This is a genomic window from Streptomyces sp. CA-179760 (assembly GCF_050937045.1).
Lineage (GTDB): Bacteria > Actinomycetota > Actinomycetes > Streptomycetales > Streptomycetaceae > Streptomyces.
On the sequence record NZ_JBNJLZ010000001.1, the window covers coordinates 6,766,079 to 6,782,573 of the forward strand.

The 16,495-nt window shown below is 71.7% G+C and carries 17 protein-coding genes and 1 pseudogene; 13 read left to right on the forward strand and 5 right to left on the reverse strand.

What is annotated here, in order from left to right:
- The first annotated feature begins 71 nt into the window (after nucleotides 1–71).
- Nucleotides 72–929 (forward strand): thioesterase family protein, encoded by an 858-nt coding sequence (locus ACQEV8_RS30925; protein WP_432966754.1) that lies wholly within the window; start codon nucleotides 72–74, stop codon nucleotides 927–929.
- Nucleotides 930–1,051: 122 nt separating this feature from the next.
- Nucleotides 1,052–1,471, forward strand: coding sequence for a hypothetical protein (locus ACQEV8_RS30930; RefSeq protein WP_432966756.1), 420 nt, complete (start codon nucleotides 1,052–1,054; stop codon nucleotides 1,469–1,471).
- A 100-nt stretch (nucleotides 1,472–1,571) separates the two neighbouring features.
- Here the strand turns inward: ACQEV8_RS30930 and ACQEV8_RS30935 are convergent, their stop codons facing one another.
- Complete coding sequence (locus ACQEV8_RS30935; RefSeq protein WP_432966758.1) at nucleotides 1,572–2,210, reverse strand: TetR family transcriptional regulator; 639 nt, start codon at nucleotides 2,208–2,210, stop codon at nucleotides 1,572–1,574.
- A gap of 115 nt (nucleotides 2,211–2,325) precedes the next feature.
- Here ACQEV8_RS30935 and ACQEV8_RS30940 point away from each other — a divergent pair, with 115 nt between their 5' ends.
- The 3 genes from ACQEV8_RS30940 to ACQEV8_RS30950 all read left to right on the forward strand — a co-directional run bounded on the left by ACQEV8_RS30940 (nucleotide 2,326) and on the right by ACQEV8_RS30950 (nucleotide 4,120).
- A complete protein-coding gene (locus tag ACQEV8_RS30940; protein WP_432966760.1) occupies nucleotides 2,326–2,493 on the forward strand; it encodes a hypothetical protein in 168 nt (55 codons plus the stop codon).
- A 50-nt stretch (nucleotides 2,494–2,543) separates the two neighbouring features.
- Nucleotides 2,544–2,810, forward strand: a complete 267-nt coding sequence (locus tag ACQEV8_RS30945; protein ID WP_432966762.1) for a DUF4190 domain-containing protein — start codon at nucleotides 2,544–2,546, stop codon at nucleotides 2,808–2,810.
- Between the two features lie 140 nt (nucleotides 2,811–2,950).
- Entirely contained in the window at nucleotides 2,951–4,120 is a 1,170-nt protein-coding gene (locus ACQEV8_RS30950; RefSeq protein ID WP_432966764.1) for a cysteine desulfurase family protein, read from the forward strand.
- Between the two features lie 7 nt (nucleotides 4,121–4,127).
- Here the strand turns inward: ACQEV8_RS30950 and ACQEV8_RS30955 are convergent, their stop codons facing one another.
- Nucleotides 4,128–4,505, reverse strand: a complete 378-nt coding sequence (locus ACQEV8_RS30955; protein WP_432966766.1) for a helix-turn-helix transcriptional regulator — start codon at nucleotides 4,503–4,505, stop codon at nucleotides 4,128–4,130.
- Nucleotides 4,506–4,892: 387 nt separating this feature from the next.
- On the opposite strand from ACQEV8_RS30955, the gene ACQEV8_RS30960 reads away from it, so the two are divergent.
- Nucleotides 4,893–5,375: a hypothetical protein gene (locus ACQEV8_RS30960; RefSeq protein ID WP_432966768.1), complete on the forward strand. Its 483-nt coding sequence runs from the start codon at nucleotides 4,893–4,895 to the stop codon at nucleotides 5,373–5,375.
- Nucleotides 5,376–5,387: 12 nt separating this feature from the next.
- Here the strand turns inward: ACQEV8_RS30960 and ACQEV8_RS30965 are convergent, their stop codons facing one another.
- On the reverse strand, nucleotides 5,388–6,053 hold the full coding sequence (locus ACQEV8_RS30965) for an N-acetylmuramoyl-L-alanine amidase (RefSeq protein ID WP_432966769.1): 666 nt from the start codon (nucleotides 6,051–6,053) through the stop codon (nucleotides 5,388–5,390).
- Nucleotides 6,054–6,112: 59 nt separating this feature from the next.
- Between ACQEV8_RS30965 and mnmA the strand changes: the two genes are divergently transcribed.
- On the forward strand, nucleotides 6,113–7,243 hold the full coding sequence (gene mnmA, locus ACQEV8_RS30970; RefSeq protein WP_432966771.1) for a tRNA 2-thiouridine(34) synthase MnmA: 1,131 nt from the start codon (nucleotides 6,113–6,115) through the stop codon (nucleotides 7,241–7,243).
- A gap of 48 nt (nucleotides 7,244–7,291) precedes the next feature.
- On the opposite strand, the gene ACQEV8_RS30975 is transcribed toward mnmA, so the two are convergent.
- On the reverse strand, nucleotides 7,292–8,074 hold the full coding sequence (locus tag ACQEV8_RS30975) for an alpha/beta fold hydrolase (protein ID WP_432966773.1): 783 nt from the start codon (nucleotides 8,072–8,074) through the stop codon (nucleotides 7,292–7,294).
- 61 nt (nucleotides 8,075–8,135) lie between these two features.
- Nucleotides 8,136–8,459 carry a DUF427 domain-containing protein gene (locus ACQEV8_RS30980; protein ID WP_432966775.1) on the reverse strand — a complete coding sequence of 108 codons (324 nt, stop codon included), beginning with the start codon at nucleotides 8,457–8,459 and terminating at the stop codon, nucleotides 8,136–8,138.
- Between the two features lie 80 nt (nucleotides 8,460–8,539).
- On the opposite strand from ACQEV8_RS30980, the gene ACQEV8_RS30985 reads away from it, so the two are divergent.
- The 6 genes and pseudogenes from ACQEV8_RS30985 (at nucleotide 8,540) to ACQEV8_RS31010 (ending at nucleotide 16,388) form a co-directional block, all read left to right on the forward strand.
- Nucleotides 8,540–9,343 carry a class I SAM-dependent methyltransferase gene (locus ACQEV8_RS30985; protein WP_432966777.1) on the forward strand — a complete coding sequence of 268 codons (804 nt, stop codon included), beginning with the start codon at nucleotides 8,540–8,542 and terminating at the stop codon, nucleotides 9,341–9,343.
- Nucleotides 9,340–9,879, forward strand: coding sequence for a TIGR00730 family Rossman fold protein (locus tag ACQEV8_RS30990; RefSeq protein WP_432966779.1), 540 nt, complete (start codon nucleotides 9,340–9,342; stop codon nucleotides 9,877–9,879). Before ACQEV8_RS30985 ends, ACQEV8_RS30990 begins: the two co-directional genes overlap by 4 nt.
- Before the next feature lie 19 nt (nucleotides 9,880–9,898).
- Nucleotides 9,899–10,596 (forward strand): annotated as a pseudogene (locus ACQEV8_RS30995) (SDR family oxidoreductase).
- Nucleotides 10,597–10,627: 31 nt separating this feature from the next.
- Nucleotides 10,628–11,635, forward strand: a complete 1,008-nt coding sequence (locus ACQEV8_RS31000) for a methionine synthase (RefSeq protein WP_432966781.1) — start codon at nucleotides 10,628–10,630, stop codon at nucleotides 11,633–11,635.
- A gap of 15 nt (nucleotides 11,636–11,650) precedes the next feature.
- A complete protein-coding gene (gene ligA / locus ACQEV8_RS31005) occupies nucleotides 11,651–13,846 on the forward strand; it encodes an NAD-dependent DNA ligase LigA (protein WP_432966783.1) in 2,196 nt (731 codons plus the stop codon).
- 259 nt (nucleotides 13,847–14,105) lie between these two features.
- Complete coding sequence (locus tag ACQEV8_RS31010) at nucleotides 14,106–16,388, forward strand: putative bifunctional diguanylate cyclase/phosphodiesterase (RefSeq protein WP_432966784.1); 2,283 nt, start codon at nucleotides 14,106–14,108, stop codon at nucleotides 16,386–16,388.
- Nucleotides 16,389–16,495: the final 107 nt, after the last annotated feature.

Genomic DNA, 16,495 nt, shown 5'->3' on the forward strand with positions numbered 1-16,495 from the left:
TCACCAAGTCGGGGGCGCCTGGCGAGCGGGCAAAGCTACCGCTTAGTAGCTAGTTCTTGTACTGTTCAGCCATGCCAGAAGCAGCCACCGCCCCGACCGTCCGGGCCACGATCGGCGACAGCGAGTTCGACCGCGACACCGCGCTCACCCCCCGCGCGCCCGGCGTCTACGACATCGACCTCTCCGCCGGCTGGACGATCATCAGCGCCGTCAACGGCGGCTATCTGCTGGCCGTCCTGGGCCGCGCGCTCGCGGACGCCCTGCCGCATGCCGACCCGTTCACCGTCTCGGCGCACTACCTGACCGCGTCCCAGCCCGGCCCGGCGGTCGTCCGCACGGACGTCGTACGCACCGGCCGCACCCTGTCGACCGGCCAGGCCTCCCTCTTCCAGTACGACGACGAGGGCCGCGAGGTCGAACGCATCCGCGTCCTCGCCTCCTACGGCGACCTGGACGCCCTGCCCGACGACGTCCGTACGACGGCCGCGCCGCCCGCGATCCCGGCGATGGAGCAGTGCTTCGGCCCCGAGGACGGGCCGGCTCCCGTCTCCGGCAGCTCGGCCATCGCCGACCGCCTGATGCTCAAGCTGGACCCGTCGACGCTGGGCTGGGCCCTCGGGCAGCCGTCCGGCAAGGGGGAGATGCGCGCCTGGTTCGGGCTCGCGGACGGCCGTGACCACGACCCGCTCTCCCTGCTGCTCGCGGTGGACGCCCTGCCGCCCACCGCCTTCGAGATCGGACTGAAGGGCTGGGTCCCCACCGTCGAGCTGACCGTGCACGTCCGCTGCCGCCCGGCACCGGGCCCCCTGCGCGTCTCGATCACCACGCGCAATCTCGCCGGCGGCTTCCTGGAGGAGGACGCCGAGGTCTGGGACAGTGCCGATCGCCTGGTCGCCCAGTCCCGGCAGCTCGCCCGGGTCCGGCTCTAGTGTCTTGAGTCGCGCTTTGCCCCGCTCACAGGCGGGTCACAGGGCGGCCTCAACAGAGCCCCAGGCGACGTTGGTTGAGTACCCGCCTCAGGACTTTCTCGTCTTCCCTAAAGTGGTTGCTCATGAAGCGCGCGCGTCTTCTCCCCGCCGTGGCCCTGCTGGCCCTGTCGCCCCTGGCTCTGGTGGCCTGCGGCTCGGGTGACTCCTCGTCGTCCTCGAACAGCGGCGGCGGCTCCGGACAGCAGCAGGCCTGCCAAGCCCCTTCGGGTGCGCCTTCGGGGGCTCCCTCCGGGGCTCCGTCGGGTGCTCCCTCCGGCGCGCCGTCGGGCGCCGCTTCCGGGGGTGCCAAGCCGTCGGGTGTGCCGTCGGGTGCGCCGTCCGGGGCGCCTTCGGGTGCGCCCAGCGGTGCGCCGGGCGGTGCTCAGGGTGGCGGGCAGGGCGGTCCCGGCGGTGGTCAGGGCGGCGGCTGCGGTGCTCCGGGCGGCGGCGGTCAGGCCTCGGGCGGGCAGGGGCAGACCCCGCAGGCGCAGAAGGAGCAGTAGGCGTAGAGCCACAAGGAGGGCGGCAGGAGCCCTCCGGACAACGGCAGGGGCGGCGTGCTCGGGGACGGGCGTGCCGCCCCGGTGCGTTGTGCGCGGGTTGTCAGTCCAGCCAGTGGTGGCGGCCGAGGCCGATCAGCCGCATCTGGCGGGTCGCCACCTGCGTGACGTGCCGAGTCCGCTCCGCGCGCTCCTTCTCCGGGCCCTCCAGCGCCTCCAGGAAGAGCGACGCCGTGATCAGCATCTGGTCGACGTAGAGGTGGGCGAGCATCAGCAGGTCGTCCTCGGTCCAGCCCTCGGACACCGAGTCCTTGGCCAGCTCGTCCTTGACCTCTCGCGCGAAACGGGCCAGTTGCTCCCGTATCGCCTCCCGTACCGGCTGGACTCCGCCATGGCGTTCACGGGCGATGAACCGGACATGTGCGGGGTACCCGTCGACGTGACGGGCGATCAGCTCAATGGCGCGTGTGATGCGTTCCTCGTGGTCGCCGGTCGCGGACACCGTCGTCCGGATCATCGGGTGCAGGCTGCCGAGTGCCTCCTCGACCAGGGCCACGCCCAGATCCGCCGTGGAGCGGAAGTGCCGGTAGAAGGCCGTCGGGGCGACACCGACGGCGCGCGTGACCTCGCGCAGCCCGAGGCTGCTCAGGCTCTGCTCCTCCAGCAGTCCCAGAGCCGCGTCCAGGAGTGCCTGCCGGGTCTTCTGTTTCTGGGCCTGCCGGATGCCGAGAGTGTGACTCATACCATGCAGTTAACAACTGTTCTCTGGAATTGGAAAGTCATGGGAGGCGCTAGACTGGGAAGTCAGTGAACAACTGTAACCACAACCGTTCACCGAAGCCCAGGGAGCTTTACCCATGCTGTTCATCGTCGCCGCACTCCTGCTGCTGGGGGTCGTGCTGGGCACCGTGGCCCACGCGCCGCTCACCATCTCCGTCGCCGCCGGCGTGGTCATCGCCGCCTGGCTCGGCATCTTCGCGATCCGCGAGCGCCACAGCCGCCGGCGCCACACGCAGGCCCTCTGACCTCCGCCCCGCGACCACCGTCCCGCCGACCCGACTGGGAGTCGATCATCATGCAGCTCACCGCTCCGGCCTCGCGCCGCACCGGAATCCGCGACACCGACGGCATGGCCGTCGCGTCCTTCGTCCTGGGCCTGCTCGGCCTGCTCGTCCTCAACCTCTTCCTCGGCCCGATCGCCATCGTGCTCGCGAGTATCGCCCTGTGGCGCGGCACCGCGCGCCCCGGCCGCGCCTACCTGGGTCTGGGCCTGGGCGTCGCCGACCTGCTGGTCCTGGCGGCGTTCATGGAGTTCGACAGCACGATCTCCTGGAGCTTCTGAGCCGCCGTCGGGCGACCGTGCGCCGGCACGGCGCGGCCGGGCCCGGGGACGACGGGCCGCAGCCGCGCGGGAAAGCGGTTCACGTTCGGCCAACCTTGCTCTGAGGCCCGTGGAAGCAGAGCCGTAGAATCGGGCTCACCATGGCTTACCTCGACCACGCCGCGACCACCCCGATGCTCCCGGAGGCGGCAGAGGCGCTCACCGCGCACCTGGGTGCCACCGGCAACGCCTCCTCCCTCCACGCATCCGGCAGGCAGGCCCGCCGTACCGTCGAGGAGGCCCGCGAGACCCTCGCCGAAGCCCTCGGCGCCCGCCCCAGCGAGGTCGTCTTCACCTCGGGCGGCACGGAGGCCGACAACCTCGCCGTCAAGGGCCTGTACTGGTCACGCCGCGACGCCGACCCGGCCCGCACCCGCGTCCTCGTCAGCCCCGTCGAGCACCACGCCGTCCTCGACGCAGTCCACTGGCTCGGCGAACACGAGGGCGCCACCATCGAGTACCTGCCGGTCGACGCCCACGGCCGCGTCCACCCGGACGCCCTGCGCGAGGCGATCGCCCGCGATCCCGACGACGTGGCCCTCGCCACCGTCATGTGGGCGAACAACGAGATCGGGACGATCCTGCCGGTCCGCGAACTAGCCGACGTGGCAGCGGAGTTCGGTGTCCCCCTGCACTCGGACGCCGTCCAGGCCTTCGGTCAGATCCCCGTGGACTTCGCCGCCTCGGGGCTTGCCGCGATGACGGTGTCCGGCCACAAGATCGGCGGCCCCTACGGCATCGGCGCGCTGCTCCTCGGCCGCGAGCACGCCCCCGTGCCGGTCCTGCACGGCGGCGGCCAGGAACGCCATGTGCGCTCCGGCACCCTCGACGTACCCGCCATCGCCTCCTTCGCGGTGGCCGGGCGGCTGGCCGCCGAGCAGCGAGAATGGTTCGCCCGCGAGGTCGGCGCCCTGCGCGACGCCCTGGTCACCGCCGTCCGCTCGGCCGTGCCGGACGCGATCCTCGGCGGTGACCCCGCGCCGGAGGGCCGCCTCCCCGCCAACGCGCACTTCACCTTCCCCGGCTGCGAGGGCGACTCCCTCCTTCTCCTGCTCGACGCCCAGGGCATCGAATGCTCCACGGGCTCCGCCTGCACGGCCGGCGTCGCCCAGCCCAGCCACGTCCTCCTCGCCACCGGCACCGACCCCGACCTGGCCCGCGGCACTCTCCGCTTCTCCCTCGGCCACACCTCCACCGAGTCCGACATCAAGGCCCTCGCGAAGGCCATCGGTCCCGCGGTGGAACGGGCGCGGGCGGCGGGGCTGACCTGAGAGCAGGTCAGTCGGACGCGCCCCGCGGCGGCTTGTGCGCGCTTCCCGGCGCGGACTGCGGGGTGGCGGCCGGAGCCGTGATGGCGCGGAGCACGGACTGCTGCGGCGCGATGCTCTGCGGCGGCGGGAACTTGGCCGAGAGACCTGTCAGCAGCCGGATGTAGGCGGCCCGTTGAGGCGGACGGGGCTCTGAACGGCCCGCTTCCCACGCGCTCACGGTCTCCCTGCGGACCCCCAGCGCGTCGGCCACACGCTCCTGACTGAGGCTGCCGGCCTCACGCAGACGCTTGCGCTCGGCGGGCTCGGGCAGTCCGTCCGCCGGTGAAGCCTCTTCCAGCAGGGCGTCGACCGCGTCGAACAACGCGTTCCCCTGATCCTCGGACACGCTGGTCACCTACCGTTTCCGTTTCTGGGAGCGTACCGAAGCACACGTTGAACCGCTTGGCGAACCGCCCATCTGAAACGCACGTGTTTCGCACGCGGAACGCTTGCCCCCGCTTTTCGGGGGCGGCGTCGCAAGTACGGTTCTCAACGGGGCGATGACCTGGGATTCAGCGCGACATGTCCGATCTGCGTCACCGAACCGGCTCCCAGGACCTCGCCGGAGGCTTCTGTGAGACCGGGATAGTTTTCCGGGGCGCAGCTTGTGCACTTCTGCCGACGAGGTCCGGGCGTGCGCAACGTTAACGTGAGCTTTGCGCGCACGTTTCTCACGGGTCGCGCACAGTCCCCCGATGCGGGACATCGCCTGCCCTTGGGAACGGAACCTGCCATGCCTTCGCACGCGCTGACCGAAGCCGCTGCCGCTGCCGCGCCCGTGTATCTCACTGCCGTGGTCACGGCCGGCCTCGGGCTTCTCGCTCTGGCGGTCAAGCTCGTCCTGCGCAAGCTCAAGCAGCGCCGTCAGGACCTCGCAGGCCCGCTGGCGGCGCTGACCGAGCTCTTCACCCGGCTCCGTCAGCTGGACACGCGGCCCACGACCGTCAAGGACCTGGAGTTCGTCCAGGAGACGGTCGATGTGTTCGAAGGCGCGGTGCTCAGGCGGAAAAGGCTGGGCAAGGTTCTCGGCGATGTCATCCGTCTCGCCCGTGACTACCGTGACATCGAATTACCCGAGGTCGGCGAACTCCTTCCGGCAGGCCTGAGCGCCAGCGCCCTGTACGAGCGCTCGCGCAGGCAGGGGTCCGTCGCGCGGGAACTCCAGGACGCCGTCGCCGCCGCGACTGAGCGGCTCGAACGGATGCACAGCCGCTGAGCGCCGCTCCCGTCACGCCCGGGCCGTACGCGCCTCCCGCACCAGCCGCATGTACTTCTTCCAGTCCCAGTGCGGCCCCGGGTCCGTGTGGTCCGTGCCCGGGACCTCCACGTGGCCGATGATGTGCTCGCGGTCCACGGGGATGTCGTAGCGGGCGCAGACGCGGGCCGTGAGGCGAGCGGATGCCTCGTACATCTCGTCCGTGAAGTCCTGCGGGCGGTCCACGAAGCCCGCGTGCTCGATGCCCACGCTGCGTTCGTTGTAGTCGCGGTTGCCCGCGTGGTACGCCACGTCCAGCTCGCGGATCATCTGGGAGATGTGCCCGTCCTTGCGGACGATGTAGTGCGAGGCCGCCCCGTGCGACGGGTCCTGGAAGGCCTTCACCGCGCTGTCGAAGCTGCCCTGGGTGACATGGACGACCACCATGTCTATGCCGAAATCGTCGGGGCGGTCCGCGCGGCGCCAGTTCGCGTCCGACGCCGCCACCCAGCGCGCGCCCGCGTAGTCCACCTCGCCGTCCTTGCGCGGCTTCTCCACGCCCGGCACGCGCCACCACAGCCGGCCCAGCTCGTCACGGGCGAGCGCCGCGGACCCCGCGGCAGCCGCCACACCGCCCACGATCAGGGCCCGCCGCCCGATGCGCCGGTCCGTGTCCTTGGATGCTCGTCTCGCCCCCATGTGATCGTCAACGGATACCCGGCAGCCTTGGTTCCCGCGCCCCGTACCCTGGAAGGGCTATGACTGAAACCCCGCAGCGCTCCCGTCCCCTCCGCGTCCTGGCCGCCATGTCCGGCGGAGTCGACTCCGCCGTCGCCGCCGCCCGCGCGGCCGAGGCCGGCCACGACGTGACCGGTGTCCACCTCGCGCTCTCCGCCAACCCTCAATCCTTCCGGACGGGCGCGCGCGGCTGCTGCACCATCGAGGACTCGCGCGACGCCCGCCGCGCCGCGGACGTCATCGGCATCCCCTTCTACGTGTGGGACCTGGCCGACCGCTTCCGCGAGGACGTGGTCGAGGACTTCGTCGCCGAGTACGAGGCCGGCCGCACCCCCAACCCCTGCCTGCGCTGCAACGAGAAGATCAAGTTCGCCGCCCTCCTCGACAAGGCGCTCGCGCTGGGCTTCGACGCGGTGTGCACCGGCCACTACGCCAAGGTCGTCACGCTCTCCGACGGCACCCGTGAGCTGCACCGCGCCTCCGACATGGCCAAGGACCAGTCGTACGTCCTGGGCGTGCTGGACGACCGGCAGCTCGCCCACGCGCTCTTCCCCCTCGGCGACACGCTGACCACGAAGGACGAGATCCGCGCGGAGGCCGAGCGCCGCGACCTGGCGGTGGCCAAGAAGCCCGACTCGCACGACATCTGCTTCATCGCCGACGGCGACACCCAGGGTTTCCTGGCGGACCGGCTCGGCAGGTCCGAGGGCGACATCGTCGACGAGTCCGGCCACCGGATCGGCACCCACGAGGGCGCGTACGGCTTCACCATCGGCCAGCGCAAGGGCCTGCGCATCGGCACCCCGGCCCCCGACGGCAAGCCGCGCTACGTCCTCGACATCTCCCCGGTGGACAACACGGTCACGGTCGGCCCGGCCGCCGCGCTGGACGTCAGCGCCCTGACCGCGATCAAGCCGCGCTGGTGCGGCGCCGCCCCCGCGGGCCCCGGCACCTACACGGCCCAGCTCCGCGCGCACGGCGGCGAGACCGAGGTGCGTGCCGAACTCGTCGACGGCTCCCTGGAGGTCACCTTCACCGAGCCGGTCCGCGGCGTCGCCCCCGGTCAGGCGATCGTGCTGTACGACGGCACGCGCGTGGTGGGCTCGGCGACGATCGCCTCGACGACCCGGGCGACGGCGGGCGTGGCCTGACGCCGGGCCTGTCAGTCCTGTCAGTGTCCTGAGTGTCAGCCCTCTGTGTCAGCCCTGAAGGAAGAAGTCCGTCAGCACCGGCGTCAGCACATTCGGCTCGACCATGTGCGTCTGGCCCTGCAGTGTGCGGTACGTGCCCCGGGGGACCGAGTCCGCGATCGCCCGGGCCGCCTCGCGCAGCCAGGCGGGGCTCGCGTCGCCCGCGACCGCCAGGACGGGGACGCCGACCGCGGTGAGCCGGTCGCGGGGGACCCGGCCGTCGCGCATCACGGCGTCGTCGTAGGCGAGGCTCGCGGCGATCGCCTCCATGCCGGCCCACATGGGGGACTGGCGGGCCCCCTGGATCACCCCCTCGGCCAGGCCGGCCAGCCGCAGGAACAGCTCGACCGCGTCCCCGCGCCGTCCCTCGCCGAGTGCCTCCGTCAGCCGCCCGGTGTACTCCGCGCGCTCCTCGGCGCCCTCCTCGGACATCGCGAACGGCGTCTCGTACACCGCGACACGGCGCACCGGCAGTCCGCTCGCCGCCGCCTCCAGGGTCAGCGCCCCGCCCGAGGAGATGCCGTACAGGAACGCCTCGCCGCCCACCGCCTCGATCACCGCCGCCAGGTCCTCGAGTTCGCGCTCCACCGCGTACGGCGCGGTGTCCCCGCTGGCGCCGCGGCCACGGCGGTCGTACACGACGGCCTGAAAACGCTCCGAGAGCGACACGGCCAGCGGCGCCAGGGTGCCGCCCGTCGACATCGCGCCGCTCACCAGGACGACCGCGGGGCCCTGTCCGGTGCTCTCGTAGGCGATGCGGGTGCCGTCGCGCGAAAGGATCTTCTTGTCCATGCTCATGCAGACTGCCGCACGGCGGGGTGTTCATCGGTGAGGCGGGCCGTGCGTCAGCCGATCACGTCACTTCCACCTCGTAGAAGCACAGGTGGTCCTTGATCTCCGCGACGTCCGGCTTGGGATCCGGATACGCCCACACGAGGTCCGCCGCGTCCGGCAGCGACCAGTAGGAGGCGTCGCCCTTGAAGGGGCAGTGTGTCCGGGCGCCGGACGGTGTGAGCAGGTCCAGGCGTACGTCCTCGGCCGGGATGTAGTACCGCTCGGGACAGCCCGTCTCGCGCAGGACCAGCGACCGGTCACTCTCCGCCAGGATCTGTCCGCCGTGCACCACGCGCACGTGCCGGCCGCTCGGTTCGACGGTGATGCGATGCCCTCTGGTCACGATCGTCCTCCTTGGGTAGCCGAGTCCTTCGATACAGCGCACGCTGTAGCGGAGTTCTTCCCTCGCCGCAGGAGGCCCCCATGCGAGCAACGGAACAGTCCGGAAACCGCAGCACTCTGGCCCACCAGGTCAGGTACGCCCTGCGCCACCCAGGGCGCGTGCCCGCGCACGCCCGGCGCGCGGCGCGGGACGCCTGGCTGCGGCTGCGCTACCGCGACCACATCTCCTACTACCGCGCCGTCATGGCCTCCGACGCGGCCCGCAGCGCGGAGGCGGCGGTGGGGCACAACCCCTCCCGCGAGGCGTGGACGCGGATCGGGCGCATGCAGTTCGACTACCTGGTGGGGCACGGCCTCCAGCCGCAGCACCGGATGCTGGAGATCGGCTGCGGCAATCTGCGCGCCGGACGCCTGTTCATCGACCACCTCGACGCCGGCCACTACTACGGCATCGACATCTCGCCGCACATCCTGCTCGCCGCCCAGGACACCCTCGTGTCCGAGGGCCTGCAGTCCAAGATGCCCTACCTGGCGCTCGCCGACGACCTCACCTTCGCCTTCCTGCCCGACGCGCACTTCGACGTCGTGCACGCGCACAGCGTCTTCTCGCACTCGCCGCCGCACGTCATAGAGGAGTGCTTCGCCCACATCGGCCGGATCCTCGCGCCCAGCGGCTTCTTCGACTTCACCTTCGACCGCACCGAGGGCGAGGAGCACCAGGTGCTCCACGAGGACTTCTACTACCGGACCCGGACGCTGACCGAACTCGCCGCGAAGCACGGCCTGAACGCCCGGTTCATGGACGACTGGGAGAAGCTCCCGCACCGGCAGTCCAAAATGCGGGTCACCACGGCGCCCGACCATGCCCGTACGGTGGGCTCATGAACATCTGTGTCTTCCTTTCCGCCGCCGACCTCGACGAGCGCTACACCCGCCCCGCACGGGAGTTCGCCACCCTGCTGGGCAAGGGCGGACACACCCTGGTGTGGGGCGGTTCGGACGTCGGCCTCATGAAGGTGGTCGCCGACGGGGTGCAGGAGGCGGGCGGCCGGCTCGCCGGCGTCTCCGTGAAATTCCTCTCGGCGAAGGCCCGCCCGGGCGTCGACGAGATGGTCGTCGCCGAGGACCTCGCCGAGCGCAAGAGGCTCCTCCTGGAGAAGGCCGACGCCGTGGTCATCATGGTCGGCGGCACGGGCACGCTGGACGAGGCGACCGAGATCCTGGAACTGAAGAAGCACGGCCACACGGACAAGCCGGTCGTCCTGCTCAACACCGCGGGCTTCTACGACGGCCTGAAGGAGCAGTTCCGCCGCATGGAGGACGAGGGCTTCCTGCCCCGCCCGCTCACCGACCTGGTGTTCTTCGCGGAGGAGCCGGTGGGCGCGCTGGCGTACCTGGAGGAGAGCCGCGGCATCGAGTGACCCTGACGCTGATGCGAGCATGGCGGGCATGGCTACTCATGTGATCACCGGAGCGGGCTCCGGCATCGGCGCGGCCGTGGCCCGCCGTCTGCACGCGCGCGGGGACGACCTCGTGCTGCACGCGCGCGACGCGGCCCGCGCCAAGGAGCTGGCGGCCGGGTTCCCGGGGCGAAGACGCTCGTCGGGGACCTGTCCGACCCGGACAAGCTCTCCTGGGCCTTCTCCCACCAGTCGCTGCCCGACCGCGTGGACTCGCTGCTGCACATCGCCGGCGTCGTCGACCTCGGCCCGGTCGGAGAGCTCACCCCGAAGACCTGGCGCCACCAGCTCAACGTGAATCTCGTCGCCCCCGCCGAGCTGACCCGGCACTTCCTGCCCCAGCTGCGCGCCGCCCGGGGCCACGTCCTCTTCGTCAACTCCGGCGCCGGCCTCAACGCCCATGCCGGCTGGTCCGCGTACGCCGCCTCCAAGCACGGCCTCAAGGCCTTGGCGGACTCCCTGCGCCACGAGGAGCACGCGGCCGGTGTCCGCGTCACCTCGGTCTACCCCGGCCGCACGGCCAGTCCCATGCAGGCCAAGGTGCACCAGCAGGAGGGCAAGGAGTACGACGCCTCCAAGTGGATCGACCCGGAGTCCGTGGCCACGACGATCCTGACGGCCCTGGACCTGCCGAGGGACGCCGAGGTCAACGACCTGACGGTGCGACCGGGGAACTGACCCCGGCGGAGCCGCTGCGTAGGCTTCTCCGGTGAGCGAAAACAGCCAGTTCAGGTTCGGCGCCGCCACCGGTGTGGGGTCCATGCCGGGCGGCGACGCCCGAGAAGCCGCCAAAACCGTCACCGGAACCTTCGAGGACTTCCCCTTCCTGCCCGAACTGCCCGCCCGGGGACCGGGCGCGGACATGATCGGGCGGACCGCCGGACTGCTCGTCGAGCTGTACGCGCGCGTGGAGCCCAGCGGCTGGCGCCTCGGTGACCGGCCCGGGCGGGACACCAAACGGGCCCGCTCCTGGCTCGGTGAGGACCTCGACGCACTGGAGGAGTTCACACAGGAGTACGAAGGGCCGCTGAAGGTCCAGGCCGTCGGGCCCTGGACCCTCGCCGCCAACCTGGAGCTGCGCAACGGCGAGGCGGCCCTCTCCGACCCCGGAGCCTGCCGTGACCTCGCCGCCTCCCTCGCCGAGGGGCTGCGTCTGCATCTCGCCGAAGTGCGGCGCCGGATCCCCGGGGCGCAGCTCGTCCTCCAGTTCGACGAGCCGTCCCTCACCGCCGTCCTGCGTGGCCAGGTGAAGAGCGCCAGCGGCTACCGCACGCACCGGGCCGTCGACCGGCAGATCGTCGAGGCCACGCTCCGCGACGCCGTCGGGGTGCACGCAGACGGCCCGGCAGTCGTCCACTCCTGCGCACCGGACGTCCCGTTCGCCCTGCTCCGCCGGGCGGGCGCGGCGGCCGTCTCCTTCGACTTCTCCCTGCTCACCGAGCGTGACGACGACACGATCGGCGAGGCGGTGGAGGCCGGTACCCGGCTCTTCACCGGTGTCGTCCCGGGCACCGAGGGCCCATTGTCAGACCCTGCCGGTAGCGTCATGGGTGTCAGGACGCTGTGGCGCAGGCTGGGGCTGTCACCGGGGCTTCTCGCGGAGGCGGTCACAGTCACCCCGGCGTGCGGACTCGCGGGGGCCTCCCCGGGGTACGCGCGCACGGCTCTCGCCCACTGCGTCCGGGCGGCGAGATCGCTCGCGGACAACCCAGAGTAACGGGAGGACGACACGGTGGCCGGGGACAAGCAAGCGGAGACGACGACGGTGCCCGCCGAGGCACGGGAGAAGCACGCGCGCCTCGCTGAGCAGATCGAGGAGCACCGCTTCCGGTACTACGTGAAGGACGCTCCCGTCGTCAGCGACGCGGAGTTCGATGAACTGCTGCGTTCCCTGGAGGCGCTGGAGGAGGAGCATCCGGAGCTGCGCACCCCGGACTCCCCGACCCAGAAGGTGTCGGGGTCGTACGAGACGGAGTTCACGGCGGTCGAGCACCGCCAGCGCATGCTCTCCCTCGACAACACCTTCAACGACGAGGAGATGGCCGCCTGGACGGAGCGCATCGCCCGTGAACTGGGGGAGCAGGACTACCACTTCCTGTGCGAGCTGAAGGTCGACGGCCTCGCGGTGAACCTCACCTACGAGCGCGGCCGTCTCACCCGCGCGGCGACCCGTGGCGACGGCCGCACCGGCGAGGACATCACACCGAACGTCCGGACGATCGCCGAGATCCCGGAGCGTCTCAAGGGCGACTCCGTCCCCGACCTCGTGGAGATCCGCGGCGAGGTCTACTTCCCGATGGAGAAGTTCCAGGAGCTCAACGCCCGGCTGGTCGAGGCGGGCGACAAGCCCTTCGCCAACCCGCGTAACGCGGCGGCCGGTTCACTGCGCCAGAAGGACCCGCGCGTCACCGCCACCCGCCCCCTGCACATGGTGGTCCACGGCATCGGCGCCCTGGAGGGCTTCACCGGCCTGACCCGCCTCTCCCAGGCGTACGACCTGCTGAAGACCTGGGGTCTGCCTGTTTCCGGCCACAACCGGGTGGTCGACGGCCTGGACGGCATCCGGGAGTTCATCGCGTACTTCGGCGAGAACCGCCACTCCGTGGAGTGGGAGATCGACGGCGTCGTCGTCAAGCTCGACCAGATCCCGCTCCAGGGCCGCCTCGGCTCCACCTCGCGCGCGCCGCGCTGGGCCATCGCGTACAAGTACGCGCCGGAGGAGGTCAACACCAAGCTCGTCAACATCCGCGTGGGCGTGGGCCGCACGGGCCGGGTCACGCCGTACGCCCAGGTCGAGCCGGTCACGGTCGCCGGCTCCGAGGTCGAGTTCGCCACGCTGCACAACCAGGACGTGGTCAAGGCCAAGGGCGTCCTCATCGGCGACACCGTGGTGCTGCGCAAGGCCGGTGACGTCATCCCCGAGATCCTCGGGCCGGTCGCCGACCTGCGCGACGGCAGCGAGCGCGAGTTCGTGATGCCGGGCGAGTGCCCCGAGTGCGGTACGGCGCTGCGGCCGATGAAGGAGGGCGACGTCGACCTGCGCTGCCCGAACGCACGCACCTGCCCGGCCCAGTTGCGTGAGCGCCTGTTCTACCTCGCGGGCCGCAAGGCGCTGGACATCGAGCACTTCGGCTACGTGGCGGCCGCGGCCCTCACCGCGCCGCTGGAGCCGAAGGATCCACCGCTGCTCGACGAGGGCGATCTGTTCGACCTCACCATCGACCAGCTGCTGCCCATCAAGGCGTACGTCCTCGACTCGGACAGCGGCCTGCCCAAGCGGGACCCGAAGACCGGCGAGGAGAAGGTCGCCACGATCTTCGCGAACCAGGAGGGCAACCCCCGGAAGAACGCGCTCGCCATGCTGGAGAACATCGCGGCGGCCAAGCAGCGCCCGCTCGCCCGCCTCCTCACCGGCCTGTCGATCCGTCACGTAGGACCGGTCGCGGCCGAGGCGCTGGCCAGGGAGTTCCGCTCGATCGAGCGCATCGACCAGGCCTCGGAGGAGGAGCTGAAGAACACGGACGGCGTCGGCCCGATCGTCGCCGCCGCCGTCAAGGAGTGGTTCGCCGAGGACTGGCACCGCGAAATCATCCGTAAGTGGAAGGCCTCCGGCGTACGCACGGAGGAGGAGAGCACCGGTGAGGACGAGGGGCCGCGCCCGCTCGAAGGGCTCACCGTCGTCGTCACCGGCACCCTCGAACACTTCACGCGGGACGGCGCCAAGGAGGCGCTGCAGAGCCGCGGAGCGAAGGTGACCGGATCGGTTTCGAAGAAGACGTCATTCGTCGTTGTGGGTGACAGCCCCGGATCGAAGTACGACAAGGCGATGCAGATGAAGGTGCCGGTCCTGAACGAGGAGGGTTTCGGAGTCCTGCTGGAGCAGGGACCGGACGCGGCGGCCGAAGTCGCGCTTTCGGCCGAGGAGTAGCGGTTGAAGGCCACCCGTTCAGCGCATATCAGATGCATACGGGTGGCCGGGGCGCATTCGGGCAACCGTCCGCGACCGCTGCCCGTGGAAGCCTTCTGCGGCCTACTGTTGAGATGTGCGCCTGCCGTGCCCAGCTGCGGTCGGGGCATCTTCGTGCTCGCACCAGAGCGCGGGGCAGGGATTTCCAACGCGGGCCGTTGAGGGTTGTCGGGCACCGGTCCGCGGGGCGTGGGCACCGCCGGCTGTGAGAGGGACGGGAATGGAACCGACCGAGAGCGCCGTGCCGGGCGCACGGCTGCGCCTGCGCCGCATGGCGGTCGTATGGCGAGCGGTCCGTGGGGTCGGACGGCCGGCGGCGCGTCCGGGTGCTCAGGTGCGCGCCGTCGGACAGTACACCGCGGACGGGCGTGCCGTCGGGGGGCGCGCCGCGGCGGACGGCCGCGGCGCCGCACAACCGGTCACCGAGCACACCCCCGGACTGACCGGCGAGGACGCGGACGGCGAACGGCACCACTCCTGGCCGGCGCTGCCAACGGCGGTCGTCGCGGCGGCCGGGTTCGTCCTGGGCGCCGGCTTCTACCGCGCCTTCACCGGCGGCCACGCGCTGTTCCCGTCCGGCACGGCCGGCTGGGCGCTGGCCGTGCTGACCGGCATCATCGTCGGCCACCTCGTCATGCTCGGCCGCTCCCGCTGGTGGGGCGGCACCGGCTCGGGCGCCGCACTCACCCTCGCCGTGCTGCTGCTCTACGGCTGGGTACCGGCAGGCATGGTCAGCCTCACGGTCGTCGTGCTGGTCGGCGTGGCCCGCCGCAACCGCTGGCGCCAGGGCGTGCTGCACGGGGCGGTCGACCTCCTCGGCATCGGCGCCGGCGCCCTGGTGCTCGCCGTGTTCGGGACCGTGCCGTCCGTCGAGTCCCCCGCGCGGCCCGACGCCTGGACGCTCGCCACCGCACCCCAGGTGGCCCTGGTCGCCGCCGCCTACCTGATGGTCACCCGCGTCCTGCTCTGGTACCTGCACGCCCCGCGCCCAGGGCTGCCCACCGTCGCCCGTACCGCCCTGGTCAGACAAGGACTGGTCGCGGTCGCGCTGCTGGGGATCGCGCCGCTGGTCTGCGTGGTGGCCGTGGCCAAGCCGATCCTGCTGCCCCTGTTCTCCATCCCCCTCATCGCCCTGGACTCCACCCTGTGGATAGCCCGGGCCCGCGCCGAGGAGCAGCTGCGCGACCCGCTCACCGGGCTTCCCAACCGGCAGTGGCTGCTGGAGCGCATCTGGACCGCGCTGGACGACGCCGAACGGATCGACGCTCGCGCCGCCCTGATGCTGATCGACCTCGACCGGTTCCGGTCGGTCAACGACACGCTGGGGCATCTCGCCGGCGACCGGCTGCTGCTGCAGATCGCCGACCGGCTGCGGGTGGCACTGCCGCGCGGGGCCGAGGCCGCCCGGCTCGGCGGGGACGAATTCGCCGTCTTACTGCCCGTCGCCGACTCCACGACGTCCGCGACCCGGGTCGCCCGGAGCCTGGTCGCCGCGCTCAGCTCCCCCCTCGACCTCGACGGCCTCACCCTCGTCCTGGAGGCCAGCGCCGGAGTCGCCGTCTTCCCCGACCACGCCCTGGACGCCGAAGGGCTCCTGCGCCGGGCGGACGTGGCGATGTACCAGGCGAAGCGGGACCGTACGGGCGTGGAGGTCTACGAGTCCAAGCGCGACTCCAACACCCCCGACCGGCTCGGCCTGCTGGGCGATCTGCGCCGCGCCCTCGAAGCGGGCGAGGTGCATCTGCACTACCAGCCGAAGGTCCGCTTCGACGGACAGGTCGTGGGCCTGGAGGCCCTGGTCCGCTGGGTGCACCCGGAGCGGGGCAAGGTGCCGCCGGACGAGTTCATAGCGATCGCCGAGTCCTCGGGCCTGATGCCCCACCTCACCGAATACGTCCTGGAGGCCGCGCTCGGCCAGGTCGCGCGCTGGCGGTCCCAGGACCTGTTCGTACCGGTCGCGGTGAACGTCTCCCCGCGTGATGTGCACACGCCCGGCTTCGCGGGCTCCGTCGCCGCCCGGCTGGCCCGGCACGGTGTCCCGGCGGGAGCGCTCCAACTGGAGATCACGGAACACGTCCTCCTGGAGGACCCGCAGCGCGCGGCCGACACCCTCAACGCCTTGACCGGGCACGGCGTCAAGATGTCCCTGGACGACTTCGGCACGGGGTACTCCTCGCTCGTGCACCTGCGCCGGCTCCCGGTCAGCGAGCTGAAGATCGACCGCTCGTTCGTGGCCCGGCTCGCGGTCGACACCGAGGACGCGGAGATCGTGCGCTGCACCGTCGACCTCGCGCACTCCCTCGGCCTGCTCGTCGTCGCCGAGGGCGTCGAGGACGACGAGACCTGGGAGCGACTGCGAGACCTGGGGTGCGACGCCGTACAGGGATGGCTGGTCGCGGCGGCGATGCCCCCGGAGGAGACCACGGCGTGGCTGCGGGCGCGGGGGCCCCGGGGGTGGCAGCGGCCGCGTGCCGCGCTGCCCGTGGCGACGGCCGACGAGTGACCCTCCCGCCCCCCGTTCCGTTCGCCTGGCTCCGGGGTTCGGCCGTGGGGTGAGCCCCTCCCGCCGACGGCCGCCCGGCGGTCGGGCCTGCCGCCGGTGCGAGGCGG